A 12027-nucleotide genomic window follows, 5' to 3' on the forward strand; every position below is an offset into this window, starting at 1 on the left:
GTTACTCGCCTCCCAGACCCAGCAGCATGCCTTTGGCGGCCGCAACCGATTCGCTTAACACTTCACTGTGTTGCAGCGTTGGCTCAGGTTGTACCAAATAGTTGTCGCCATTGACGCCGACAATCGCGACGTCAGTGGGGATAAGTTGCTCACCCTGATGACGTAATACTCGACTGCCTGTGCCCCAGCTGTAGACGCTTTGCTTGGGAATTTGCAGCGCGGCGAGTTGACGTAACGGCGTGGCTTGCAACTGTTGCCCTAGCGTTAAGTTGCATTCTGTGGGAATTGCTGCGCTCCATGCGGTAACGAAGCCGCCGTGTGCGATAGCCGCTTTGCGCTCAATGGCTAACTGACAATGACTGAGTTGCACGGCATTGCTATCCGCCGCGACCGATAATGGCAGTTGCAGTTGCAGTCGAATATCGGTTTGTGGGATCAATGCCAGCAGTTGCTCACCTTCCATTACCTGCGTCGGTGTTGCGTCGTAACTGATGATGCCGGCTTGTGGCGCGCTGAGCAGCATCCCTTGCTGCGCTGGCGCAGGTGACAGCAGTTCCATAAAGTGATGCATGTGCTCAAACTTCAGCTTGGTCGCAAAGTATTGGCTGCTAATTTGGCTCCACATTTCAGCGCCGATGGTGCCTTTACTGTGCAACGGTTTGTTGTGCTGATAGCGGCTTTGCGCCAGCTCAAAGCTTTCCTTGGCGGCGGCAAACTGCATCTGAAAATGATGAATACCAGCCCCTTGTAACAGCACCAGTGGTTGATCTTTCGCCACGATACTGCCGTTAGCCACTAACCAATGATGCTGTTGAATGGTTTCCGGCACACTCAGGACAAAGGCGTTTCCCGCTTCATAGCCGACTTGTGCGGGAACTGGGCTGGCGGGGATCTGTGCCACACTGCTGACGCTCGTAAAACTCACATTGAGATTCGCAAGGCTGGCAACGCTTAGCGGTTCGGCGCTGATGGTAGCGCATAGCAAGCTCAGCGCTACACCACTGAAAAATGATGTCCGTTTCATAAAGTGACTCCAAGAGCTTGTAATTGTTTGGAATGTAGTTCTGCTTGCTGTAGCTGACTTAGTTGCAACCGGCTTTCGGTATCTAAGGTATCGATATAGCTGCGCAGCCATGCCTGATATTGGGCAAAACCTTGCTGCTTAGTGGCGGCGAGGGCATCGGTCAGTTGTTGGCTCAACGTGAGTGATTGCTGCAACAGTTGCTGCTGTTGTTGCAGTTGCTGCTGCTGATGCCTGAGCTCGCTCAGGGTCAAATGAGTTTGCAGCATCAGTTGCTGTTGCTGCTGTGCGAGGCTCAGCTCTTGTTCAACCAGCGTACCGACTTCCGCCTGACTCAGGCCGCTGCCGACACTAATGGGAATGTCCAACGCCAAGCCGATGGCTTGTTCTTCCATACCAATACTGGCGGTATTTTTGCTGTTTACCGATAAAATCCACGGTGTTTGCGCGCCATCCGCCATCGATTTGCCCAGCAGCTTTTGACGCTGCAACTGGATATTGGCGAGCTGCCACAGTGGATTATTGATGCCGTCATCCTGCGGTAATGTGCGGCTGCTTTCATCAAGCGTTGGCAGTTCAGTTAAGCCCGTTAAGCGTCGCAGCGCCTCGTTGGCGCTTTGCAACTGTTGCTGCAGCGGCAGCTTGCTGAGTTCGAGCTCCAGCAGCTCGCGCTGCACCATTAATAGTTGGCTGGTGCTCGCCTCACCACTTTGATGTAAGGCTTGTTGATAGCTGACTAACTGCTTCAGTAGCTGTTGTTTGTGCTGCAATTGCTGGAGTTGCGCTTGGGCCAATTGCTGTTGCCACCAGTACTGCCGTAACAATCCAGAGAGGTAAAGTTGTTGCAGTTTGCGCTGCTGTGCGGTTAGCTGTTCATTAAGTGGCTTAAGTTCAGCATCTAGCCGATGCATCGCTGGTGACTTTAGCGGTAGGTTGAGGTTCAGTTCCTGTTCGAAACTACGCTGGCTATCGAGTCCTTGTAAGTGGCTGATGCTGATGCTGGGCAAACCCAGTAGCCAGCCGGAACTTTGATAAAGTGCCGTCGGTTGCGTCGAAGTGTGCTGTAATTTAGTTTGGGCTTGCGCCAGCAATGCATGCATTGCGGCCTCATCGGCGGCAAGTATAGGCGATACTGGCAACAGCAATGCCAGCGCCAAGCAAAGCGTGTGTCGTTTCATAGGCTGTCTTTTCATGGGGGACGAATAATGCCCTGCCAGCCTGACACATAAGAACGGGTGATTCCTCGGGGATATGTCCCTAAAACCCGCTTATGGGACATATGTACCATAAGATTATCATTTTGATTTTTAAGTAATTGTTGTATGGAGTGCTATAAATGAAGGATTGGCTGATGATTACCCTGCTCAGCATAATTACCATTCTTAATCTGTTGGATGTGCTGTCAGATCTCGACCTTGGCGTGCCGCAATGGCATATCGTACAAGAAGGTTTATTGGTGACGTTGTCGGCTCTGGGCGCCATTTACATCAGCACTGATTTGTTGCGTCGTACTCGCAAAATTCGGCTGTTGGCGATTCGCTTAAAACGTGCAGACCATCGAATTGGGAATATTTCGACCCGCATGAAAGCGGCGCGCGAGGAATATACGCAAGCCGTACAACAGCAGTTTGAATTGTGGGGCTTAACCCGCAGCGAACAGGAAGTGGCGCTACTGCTACTGAAAGGCCTGAGTTTTAGAGAGATCTCCGGCGTGCGTAACACCAAAGAGAAAACCGTGCGTCAACAAGCCTCATCGATTTACACCAAAGCTGAGGTTGATGGTCGCCACAGCTTTTGTGCGTGGTTTATGGAAGATTTTATTCAGCCTGCCAACCATGAAGAAGCGCATCATGGGGTGCAGGCTGCTTAATTTGTTACTGCAATGACAACACCGCCAGCAAAGAACCTGAACCGATACAGAGCCACAACAGGGTAGCGGCCAGTAACGGTTTACTGCCATGGGTGCGCAATTTGCTGATAGTAATACCGCAACCGACTAAAAACAGACAGACGATAAGTAAGCGTTTGCCCACTAAAAATAAGCCGTCGTACAGCGGTTGCCCTTGCGGCAGCAACGTACTGATGGCGATGGCGAGGCAGTAGTACAAAATAAACATCGGTACTTTTAACTTGCCGTTGCCGCCAAACCACATGGCGCTCAATGCCGCCACTGGCACAATCCATAGCGCGCGTGCCAGCTTGATCGTCGTCGCCGTCTTTAACGCCTCTTCGCCATAAGCTGATGCCGCCCCAACCACCGACGATGTATCGTGAATCGCAATCGCACTCCACACACCAAAATCGTGCTGACTGAGCGACAGCAGGTGGCCTATCACCGGAAAAATAAACAGCGCAATCGAATTGAGCACAAATACACAGGCCAAGGCGAGGGCGGTTTGATCATTCTTGGCGTTGATGGCTGGGGCAACGGCCGCGATTGCGCTGCCGCCACAAATTGCGGTGCCGCAGGCTATCAGATGGCCAGTATTGCGCTCCAGTTTAAATAGCTTACTGAGCAGGGTGCCGATCACGATAGTGGCGATGATCGAACCGAGAATAAGCGGTAGGTTGGCGATGGTAATGCTGGCGGCCTGTGCAAAAGGGATCCCAAAACCCAAACAGACAATAGACAGTGACAGCAGCTTCTTTGTCAGCGCCCCAATCTGCCAGTCGTGCGGCACACCAACAACATTGGCCAGCATAAAGCCGAGGATCAGCGCCGTCGGAGAATTTACCATGGGCAGTAAACAACTCACGCCTAATAACAGCAACAGCAATTTTCGGTAGCGCGGCTGCAACGTCATACTGCTCAACATCCTCTAATCCCTCAATAGCAACATCTTGAATGAGGATGTCAGTATAAAAACTGTCGCACCATGAGAAAAATCAAATTAACTTAATTCAAAGATTAAGAAAAATTGAATCTTGAGTGTGCGAATAGCTGTAAATAATAACGGCCAACATCCGTTGGCCGCTCGTTAGTTGCGGTGTCGTTAAGATGAATGATGGCATTTAGCCCATGGCGTAGCGCATATCGCTGCCGGTAATCACCTTGTCAGATTGCACTGGATGTGGCGTGCAGTCGTGCAATAGACTGATCCAATGACGCTGATGATTGTGGCTACTGCCATTTTCCAGCAACACATCTTGCAGCTTGGCAGTGTCGTTGGCGCCGATATCCCCTTGGCTATCAAAGCACAATTCCAGATGGCAGCCAGAGTCATGTTTCAGCATCAGTGACTGTGGGTTTTCACGCTGACCACCCAGTGCCACAAACTGACTTGGTTGGCGCAGACCACTGAACGTGCCGTCCTTACCACAGGCCAACAGGTGTTGGTAATACACCAGATAACCGCGGACGTCCTGATGCGAGCCTTTACTCAGCGGACACAGTTCATCCATCAGCTGTTTGGCATTAAAGAGCTTGTCGGCGATATGGCGTAAAGTTAAGGTTTGGCTCGCGACCACTGCGGCGGCAATGCGCGGATGATGTGTTTTTAATTCGGTATGGTTCAGTGAAATACTCATACTGTTGACTCCCGTGGTTGCCGTGTGGTGAATCTCCTTAATTGGATGTTTTGTAGCCTATCTAAATTTCTTCTATAATTTCACAATAAAAATTCTACATTGTGAATTTTACAAAATGCGTAATGAAATCAGTTTGACCCGCAAGTCCCATTTTCTTGGTACAAAAATACGTAACCTACGGAAACGTAACCATTTAACTATGGAAGATCTGTCGGCCCGCTGCGTTCGGGTTGATTCAGAGAACGCGCCATCGGTGTCTTACCTGTCGATGATTGAGCGTGGCAAACGCACCCCGAGTGTCGATATGCTGCGAGTGATTGCTGCCGTTTTCCAAAAAGAATTGGACTGGTTTCTGGATGATACGCCCAGCGATGAAGCGATTGTGCCGCCAAAAGGTCGGCGTGGCGGTTTGGATGGCATGCCGTTAGAGCCGGGCTTTCTTTTTTCCGGTGATATTCTGCAAATCGCCATTCCGGAAATGTTGTCACAAACCGGTACTAGCGGACGTCAGTTCGCTCAGCTGCTGATCCGTGCCTATCAGGAATATCATCAAAACCATTTTCCCGATTTAGAGCGCGCCGCGGAGGAGATAGGCGGCAAGCAGTTAGCGCTATCGGTAGAAGAAATGCTACGGCTGGCCAATGCACAGGGGCTGCAAATCAGCTGGTTTAGCGAAGCGCCGAAAACGGTCATCGACGCGCACGGCATCAGTGGCCAGCGGGTGATCACGTCTTATCTGCAAGGGCCGGGTAAGTTGGCACTGAACGAGATCCTCAAAACCAGTCCGACGCGAATGAAGTACGACCTAGCGGTGCATATCGGCCATTGTGTGTTGCACAACAGCGATGGCTACAACAATGTGCTTAGCATAGGTTCGGCCAGCGCTGCCGATGCCACGCCAATCCAGTCTGGCTCGGTTAATGCCCAAGATATTTTGCAGGCATGGCGCGAGTTTGAAGCCAGCTTTTTTGCGGGAGCGCTGTTGTGTCCTAAAGTGCCGTTTCGGCAGTTGCTTGACCGCCAAGGTTATGAAGTTGGTGTGCATAAGCTGGCACAGGTATCACCGTCGGTGGCGATGCGACGGATGACGGTGGTGTCTCCTTATCCGCATTGGCATTACTTTGATGCCTATGCGCCGGGCAAACTGAAAGCCGTTTATCGCGGTAATGGCATTCCGTTGCCGTGGGGCAATATGCGCACCGTCGCCGATCCATGTCAGCATTGGTCAGTGTTTCGCATGATTACCGAACCCAAGGCGGGCAGTGCGGCGCAGATATCCTTGCTGGATACTGAGCAGCAGACGCGTATTTATTGTTGTGAATCGGTGCGGGTGAGCGACTTAGCCGGAAATAATCGTGTGCTGTGTGCCGGTATCGACCTCAATCCAGCGATTGAAGCGCAGGGCGAAGACGCCGCCGAGCTGGCGGCAACCTTGAAAAAAGTCTGTGTGGCGAATGGTGGAGCGGTAGATATTCCGGCACCAATCAAACGCAAACTGCACACCATTTCACGCATTTTGAATATCAATTGGTTAGAGCGTGGTATTCAGCAGCCGGCACGGTTGATCTGCTCCCGTGGCGCTGTCTGCCCACGCTCGCCCAGCTGTTATGATCAATGCCAAGGGGCAAAGTCAGACGTTAGTTAGCCTCAATCTGGCGGCGCTAATCACTGCGCCGCCCTCGAGTTTTACACTTTAAACTGCGCCACCAATTGTGCCAGTGAAGCCGCTAATTGATTGAGTTGTTCGCTGGCGTTGGCAGCCTCTGCCGCACGGCTTTCACTGCGGGCACTAACGTCGCTAATTTCGGTCAGGTGTTGATTGATTTCATTCACAGCACTGCTCTGTTGCTCGGTTGCGGCGGCCACCTGAATGTTCATATCGCTAATCAGGGAGATGCGTGACGAAATCTGTTGCAGGGCGTCGGTGGCTTCATCGGCGGCGCTAACCCCTTGTGCCGAACGCTGCTGACTCTGTTGCATGGCGGCAACAGCTTTGCCCGCTTCGCTCTGCAGTTTATCGATCATCTGCTGCACTTCGTCGGTTGATTTCGCCGTGCGCGTTGCCAAGCTGCGGACTTCATCGGCCACTACCGAGAAACCGCGTCCGGCTTCCCCTGCACGCGCCGCTTCAATGGCGGCATTGAGCGCCAGTAGATTAGTTTGTTCGGAGATACTGCGGATCACATCCAACACGCTGCCAATGGCATCTGTATTGTGCGACAGATTGGCGATGATATCGGCCATTTGACTGACATCTTGCGATAGCTGACTTATTACCTCAAGGGCGCGTGACACAACCTGCTGACCACTCGCGGCATCCTGATCGGCGTTACGGGCGGCGTCGGCGGCTTGCGCTGCGTTGGCAGCGATCTCGCTGACGGTAGCGCCCATCTCATTAACGGCGGCGGCAACGGTCATCGCATGATCGTGCTGCTGCTGGCTGTCTTTGGCGGTTTGCTGTGAATGGCTGGCGGCCATTTGCGCTGCGGTTGTCAGGGTATTGCTGGTATGGGCAACATCTTGAATCGACGCCTGAATCTTATCGACAAAGCGGTTAAAGCCTTGCGCCAGTTTCCCTAGTTCGTCAGTCCGGTCTACTGGGAGACGCTTACGCAGATCGCCATCGCCCTGACCCAGCTCGGCAAACATATTGGCTGCGGCGCTTATGGGACGACTGATAGAACCGCCGACCCATACCGCCAACAGAATAAACACCGCGCAGATAATCAGTGTCCAGGCAAAAATCTGCCAAGTGGCTTTATCTAATGCGCCAAACACCTCATTTTGCGGCACTTCAGCCACCAGATACCAGCCAATTTCAGGCATATAGCTGCTGGCGACCATCAATTCGCCTTTGTCACTGTCAACCTGCGTCATCGCCATCGATTGCTTTTCTAGCAAGCTGTTGAGATTGGCGCCGGGATACAGCTGTTGTAGTTGTGTTTTGCCAACGAGTTGCTTATCACGGTGGATTTGCACCATGCCTTGCTCATCAACTAAATAGACTTGGCCCGTTTGCTCCACTTTAAAACTGCTGAGTAGGTTGGCCATATCGTTAAGGCTCTTGCCCAAGCCAACCAAGGCTCGGCCATTTACCTGCTGATAGTTGATAAACAGTTTCACGTCACCGGTGCTAGGTTCGGTATAGAGCTTGAGCATTTTGTCTTTGCCACTGTCACGGTAGGCAAAAAACCAGCCGTCTTGCGCGGGAGTCAAAATTCGCAGTAAACCGTTTTGGGTGTAATAGGCGGCCGACTGACGGTCAGCGTAGGAAGCTTGGGCTAAGTCGTACTGATCGAACAGGGCTTGCAGGCGTTTTTCGACCAGCGGCTCTTCAGCATCCGGTCGCCCGCGCTCCAGCCAACTGCCTAACAGCGGATCGTTGGCGAGCTGTTCCGAGGCGTTCAGCAGGCCGCCGATTTCCATCTCGATGCGATAGCGGATCTGCAGTAGCAGGTTGGGTAGCTCAGAGTTGAGCATCCGTTGACTGATCACTTCACGGGCGCTGCGTTGGCCTAAGACGCCGGCAACAATACTGGGCAGCAAGACGGCCAGCACCATAGTGATAATAAATTTTTGTTTGATTGAAAGCTTATTAAGCAACATGACAGTAACCGACTTCATTAATGCACTGGTCACCAGCCTGTCCGGCGACAGGCGGCATTATCCATACGCTGAGTGAGGCTGCAATGGTGAGGCGTATTCTGCGATGTAAATGTTACATGCCAGTGTAATTCGGCCCGCTGCCCCCCTCAGGTGTTGTCCAACAGATATTTTGTGCCGGATCTTTGATATCGCAGGTTTTGCAATGAATGCAGTTCTGCGCGTTGATCACGAACTCTGTTTTATCGGCCGATGTGACGATTTCATAAACGCCGGCCGGACAATAGCGTTGGGCTGGCTCGTCAAACAACGGCAGATTACTGGTGATAGGAATCGTTTTGTCCCGCAGTTTTAAGTGGTTCGGCTGGTCTTCATCATGGCTGATATTGCACAGATAAATAGACGACAAACGATCAAAGGTCAGTTTGCCATCGGGGGCCGGATAGTCGATTTTATCGAAATCAGCGGCTTTGCCGAGACAACGATAATCTGCTTTGTCATCGCGCAGTGTTAACGGGAAATTACCGCCAAACCAGCTCTGTTCGATGTAGTTAAACATGCCCCCCAGTAGGTTGCCAAAACGATGCAACGCCGGGCCAAAGTTGCGGGCACTGTGCAGCTCTTCATGCAGCCAGCTGTGTTCCATTCGTTCGGCAAAACAGTTGAGATCCTTACCGCCTTCAACTCCTTTCATAAAGGCTTCGCAGACGGTTTCGGCGGCGAGCATGCCGCTTTTCATCGCGGTATGAATACCTTTAATTTTGGCGAAGTTAAGTGTTCCGGCATCACAGCCAATTAGCAGACCGCCGGGAAAACTCATCTTCGGCAGTGAGTTAAAGCCGCCTTTACTGATGGCGCGTGCGCCATAGCCAATGCGCTCACCACCTTCGAGCAAGTTGGCTAGCAATGGATGAGTTTTAAAACGTTGAAACTCGTCAAATGGACTTAAATGCGGATTGCGGTAGTTAAGGTCGACAATCAGGCCAACAGCAACTAATTGGTTATCCATATGATAGATAAAGCCGCCACCCGTGGCTTGGGTCAGTGGCCAACCGCCAGTGTGTATCACTTTACCCACTCGATGCTGTTCTGCCGGAACTCGCCACACCTCTTTAAAACCGATGCCATAATGTTGCGGGCTTTTGCCGTTGTCCAAGTGGTAGTGTTTGATCAACTGCTTGCCTAAATGACCGCGGCAACCCTCAGCAAAAATGGTGTATTTCGCGCGCAGCTCCATGCCCGGCACAAAACTGTCTTTGGCGTTACCTTGTTTATCAAGTCCCATATCGCCAATGATGACGCCGCAAACACAGTCCTGCTCGTCATCCAGTAATAGCTCTTTGGCGGCGAAGCCGGGAAAAATCTCCGCCCCGAGCGCTTCTGCTTGTTCTGCCAGCCAGCGGCACAAATTGCCTGCACTGACCATATGATTGCCGTTGTTGGCCATCGAGGCCGGCACGAAACTGTGAGGAATGGTTTTACTGCCATTGGCACTGAGCCAATGAAATTCGTCTGTCGTGACCGCCGCATCGAGCGGTACGTTCATCTCTTTCCAGTCGTTAAAGAGTTCATCCAAAGCGCTGGTTTCCAATAGTGCGCCGGAAAGAATATGACTGCCAATATCGGCACCTTTTTCAACAACACACACAGAAAGGGGATGTTCGCTATCTCGGGATATCTGCATAAAGCGACATGCCGCCGCCAGCCCAGCCGGGCCTGCGCCGATAATCACAACATCAAATTCCATTGATTCGCGTTCCATTTTTCTTCCTTAGTCGAGCGGGTGAGTGACGGCTGGTCATTGCTATTGTTAGTCACACACCCTACCCGAATTTTTGTGGTTGCACACAATTTAACCGCGAGAGTGCGCCAGGGAATTCAGATATTGATAATAGTCACAGAATTGTCTTCTGTAAGTAAATACTGAATATAAAACAATCTAGTTAGGGGTTTTGTTGCTGATCGTTTACACCTATAATAAGGATTCGACGGTTCTCCGAGCTATGATCCCTACGTCACGAAAGATACGGGGTGATAGCCGTGGCAATAACGCCACTGGGGTGAGTGAAGAAATGAGCTCGCCTCCCGTGTTTGGAAAGGTGATCATGTCTCAACTTCAAGACAATTTTGGTCGTAGATTTCATTATCTGCGCATGTCGGTTACCGACGTATGTAATTTCAAATGTGGTTACTGTTTGCCGGATGGCTATCATCCAAACGGTAAGCCCTCTTTTCTCACGCTCAGTGAAATCGAGCAATTGGTGGGTGCCTTCGCTGAAGTGGGCACGCAAAAAATTCGCGTGACTGGCGGTGAACCCACCTTGCGTAAAGATTTTACCGACATCATTCGTTTGATCGCTGATAACGACCAAGTCAACACCATTGCCACCACCACCAACGGCTACCGTTTGGAAGAGCATGCGCAAGAGTGGTATGACGCAGGTTTACGTCGCATCAATGTGTCAGTCGACAGTCTCGACCCGCGCATGTTTTACCAGATCACTGGCGAAAACAAATTCGATAAAGTGATGCGGGGTATCGATGCTGCGTTAGAAGCCGGTTTTGAACGGGTGAAGATCAACGCAGTGTTGCTGAAAGATCTGAACGATAAAGATCTGCCACGTTTTCTGCACTGGATTAAATCCACGCCAATTGACCTGCGATTCATTGAATTGATGGAAACTGGCTTAGGCCGTGACTATTTCCAGGCACACCATCTGGCGGGCGAAAGCATTAAGCAGCGTTTGATTGCCGAAGGCTGGCAGCTTGATCAGTCTGATGTTGATGATGGTCCAGCGAAGAACTTCAGTCATCCTGATTATCAAGGCCGTATTGGTCTGATCATGCCGTATGCGCAAAACTTCTGCGCGACCTGTAACCGCTTACGTGTTTCTGCCACAGGTAAACTGCATCTGTGCTTGTTTACGGAGCAGGGCGTGGATTTGCGCGATCTGCTGCAAGCCGAAACCCAAAGGGCGGAACTGGTGGAACGGCTGCACGCGCAGCTGCGTCTGAAAAAGGAAACACACTTCCTGCATCAGGGCTTTACTGGCGTGACTCAGCATCTGGCGTCTATCGGCGGCTAATTCTAGTCGGCGCTATGCGCCGACGTCTGCAGCATTAATTCGAATTAGGTTGTTTCAATGTCTAACTCTTTTACCCATATTAACGCCGATGGCAACGCCCATATGGTGGATGTGACGGAAAAGTCCGTTACTGAACGCGAAGCACGCGCCGAAGCCTTTATCGAAATGGCACCAGATACATTGCAGATGATCATCAGTGGTAGCCACCACAAAGGTGATGTATTCGCCACCGCGCGTATTGCCGGCATCATGGCCGCTAAAAATACCTCCGCATTAATTCCGTTGTGCCACCCGCTAATGCTCACCAAAGTCGAAGTGGAGTTGGAAGCGCAGCCTGAACATAACCGTGTACGCATCACCAGTTTGTGCAAGCTCAGCGGCAAAACCGGTGTGGAAATGGAAGCGCTAACTGCGGCCTCGGTTGCGGCGTTAACCATTTACGATATGTGTAAAGCGGTACAGAAAGATATGCATATTACCGGTGTGCGTTTGCTCGAAAAGCGCGGCGGTAAATCTGGTCACTTTAAGGTATAAGCCGATGATTAACGTTTTATTTTTTGCGCAAGTACGCGAATTATTGGGCACCGCCTCAGTGCAAGTCGATGGCGCTAATCTCGCGACAGCGGCTGACTTGCGTGCACATCTTGCTAGCCAGAATGACAAATGGGCGCAAGTGTTAGATTCCGACAAACTGCTGGTGGCGATCAATCAAACCATGAGCCAATGGCATGCCGCCATTCAAGACGGTGATGAAGTGGCGTTTTTCCCGCCAGTAACCGGAGGCTAATC

The 12027-nt window shown here is 51.4% G+C and carries 11 protein-coding genes and 1 riboswitch; of the genes, 5 read left to right on the plus strand and 6 right to left on the minus strand.

Annotation, left to right across the window (positions count from 1 at the left end):
• Window position 1: 1 nt before the first annotated feature.
• Together HR45_RS08990 and HR45_RS08995 are read right to left on the minus strand one after the other, a co-directional pair.
• Complete coding sequence (locus HR45_RS08990; RefSeq protein ID WP_052074632.1) at window positions 2-1024, minus strand: hypothetical protein; 1023 nt, start codon at window positions 1022-1024, stop codon at window positions 2-4.
• Window positions 1021-2199 carry a TolC family protein gene (locus tag HR45_RS08995; RefSeq protein ID WP_037442115.1) on the minus strand — a complete coding sequence of 393 codons (1179 nt, stop codon included), beginning with the start codon at window positions 2197-2199 and terminating at the stop codon, window positions 1021-1023. Before HR45_RS08995 ends, HR45_RS08990 begins: the two co-directional genes overlap by 4 nt.
• Window positions 2200-2357: 158 nt before the next feature.
• On the opposite strand from HR45_RS08995, the gene HR45_RS09000 reads away from it, so the two are divergent.
• Window positions 2358-2891: a helix-turn-helix transcriptional regulator gene (locus tag HR45_RS09000; RefSeq protein WP_037442118.1), complete on the plus strand. Its 534-nt coding sequence runs from the start codon at window positions 2358-2360 to the stop codon at window positions 2889-2891.
• Between the two features lie 4 nt (window positions 2892-2895).
• Here HR45_RS09000 and HR45_RS09005 read toward each other — a convergent pair whose 3' ends face one another.
• Both HR45_RS09005 and HR45_RS09010 read right to left on the minus strand, forming a co-directional pair.
• A complete protein-coding gene (locus HR45_RS09005) occupies window positions 2896-3837 on the minus strand; it encodes a YeiH family protein (RefSeq protein WP_037442120.1) in 942 nt (313 codons plus the stop codon).
• 196 nt (window positions 3838-4033) lie between these two features.
• On the minus strand, window positions 4034-4549 hold the full coding sequence (locus HR45_RS09010) for an aldolase/citrate lyase/malate synthase family protein (protein WP_037442122.1): 516 nt from the start codon (window positions 4547-4549) through the stop codon (window positions 4034-4036).
• 115 nt (window positions 4550-4664) lie between these two features.
• Here HR45_RS09010 and HR45_RS09015 point away from each other — a divergent pair, with 115 nt between their 5' ends.
• The gene (locus HR45_RS09015) at window positions 4665-6194 is read left to right on the plus strand and encodes a DUF3612 domain-containing protein (protein WP_037442124.1); all 1530 of its coding nucleotides are present in this window, start codon (window positions 4665-4667) and stop codon (window positions 6192-6194) included.
• 41 nt (window positions 6195-6235) lie between these two features.
• On the opposite strand, the gene HR45_RS09020 is transcribed toward HR45_RS09015, so the two are convergent.
• Together HR45_RS09020 and HR45_RS09025 are read right to left on the minus strand one after the other, a co-directional pair.
• On the minus strand, window positions 6236-8155 hold the full coding sequence (locus HR45_RS09020) for a methyl-accepting chemotaxis protein (RefSeq protein ID WP_037442386.1): 1920 nt from the start codon (window positions 8153-8155) through the stop codon (window positions 6236-6238).
• Between the two features lie 112 nt (window positions 8156-8267).
• The gene (locus HR45_RS09025; RefSeq protein WP_037442126.1) at window positions 8268-9914 is read right to left on the minus strand and encodes an electron transfer flavoprotein-ubiquinone oxidoreductase; all 1647 of its coding nucleotides are present in this window, start codon (window positions 9912-9914) and stop codon (window positions 8268-8270) included.
• 220 nt (window positions 9915-10134) lie between these two features.
• Window positions 10135-10270: riboswitch (molybdenum cofactor riboswitch) on the plus strand.
• Between HR45_RS09025 and moaA the strand changes: the two genes are divergently transcribed.
• From moaA to moaD, 3 genes are all read left to right on the plus strand, one after another.
• On the plus strand, window positions 10258-11238 hold the full coding sequence (moaA, locus tag HR45_RS09030) for a GTP 3',8-cyclase MoaA (RefSeq protein ID WP_037442128.1): 981 nt from the start codon (window positions 10258-10260) through the stop codon (window positions 11236-11238). (Overlaps the previous riboswitch by 13 nt.)
• A 57-nt stretch (window positions 11239-11295) precedes the next feature.
• On the plus strand, window positions 11296-11772 hold the full coding sequence (gene moaC, locus HR45_RS09035) for a cyclic pyranopterin monophosphate synthase MoaC (protein ID WP_037442130.1): 477 nt from the start codon (window positions 11296-11298) through the stop codon (window positions 11770-11772).
• A gap of 4 nt (window positions 11773-11776) precedes the next feature.
• Window positions 11777-12025 (plus strand): molybdopterin synthase sulfur carrier subunit, encoded by a 249-nt coding sequence (gene moaD / locus HR45_RS09040; protein WP_037442133.1) that lies wholly within the window; start codon window positions 11777-11779, stop codon window positions 12023-12025.
• Window positions 12026-12027 lie beyond the last annotated feature (2 nt).

It is taken from the genome of Shewanella mangrovi (assembly GCF_000753795.1).
Taxonomy (GTDB): Bacteria; Pseudomonadota; Gammaproteobacteria; order Enterobacterales; family Shewanellaceae; genus Shewanella; species Shewanella mangrovi.

Bases quoted from the DNA above. Each gene is read 5' to 3' on its own strand.
- HR45_RS08990 (WP_052074632.1), bottom strand. From the start codon at position 1,024: ATGAAACGGACATCATTTTTCAGTGGTGTAGCGCTGAGCTTGCTATGC.
- HR45_RS08995 (WP_037442115.1), bottom strand. From the start codon at position 2,199: ATGAAACGACACACGCTTTGCTTGGCGCTGGCATTGCTGTTGCCAGTA.
- HR45_RS09000 (WP_037442118.1), top strand. From the start codon at position 2,358: ATGAAGGATTGGCTGATGATTACCCTGCTCAGCATAATTACCATTCTT.
- HR45_RS09005 (WP_037442120.1), bottom strand. From the start codon at position 3,837: ATGTTGAGCAGTATGACGTTGCAGCCGCGCTACCGAAAATTGCTGTTG.
- HR45_RS09010 (WP_037442122.1), bottom strand. From the start codon at position 4,549: ATGAGTATTTCACTGAACCATACCGAATTAAAAACACATCATCCGCGC.
- HR45_RS09015 (WP_037442124.1), top strand. From the start codon at position 4,665: ATGCGTAATGAAATCAGTTTGACCCGCAAGTCCCATTTTCTTGGTACA.
- HR45_RS09020 (WP_037442386.1), bottom strand. From the start codon at position 8,155: ATGTTGCTTAATAAGCTTTCAATCAAACAAAAATTTATTATCACTATG.
- HR45_RS09025 (WP_037442126.1), bottom strand. From the start codon at position 9,914: ATGGAACGCGAATCAATGGAATTTGATGTTGTGATTATCGGCGCAGGC.
- moaA (WP_037442128.1), top strand. From the start codon at position 10,258: ATGTCTCAACTTCAAGACAATTTTGGTCGTAGATTTCATTATCTGCGC.
- moaC (WP_037442130.1), top strand. From the start codon at position 11,296: ATGTCTAACTCTTTTACCCATATTAACGCCGATGGCAACGCCCATATG.
- moaD (WP_037442133.1), top strand. From the start codon at position 11,777: ATGATTAACGTTTTATTTTTTGCGCAAGTACGCGAATTATTGGGCACC.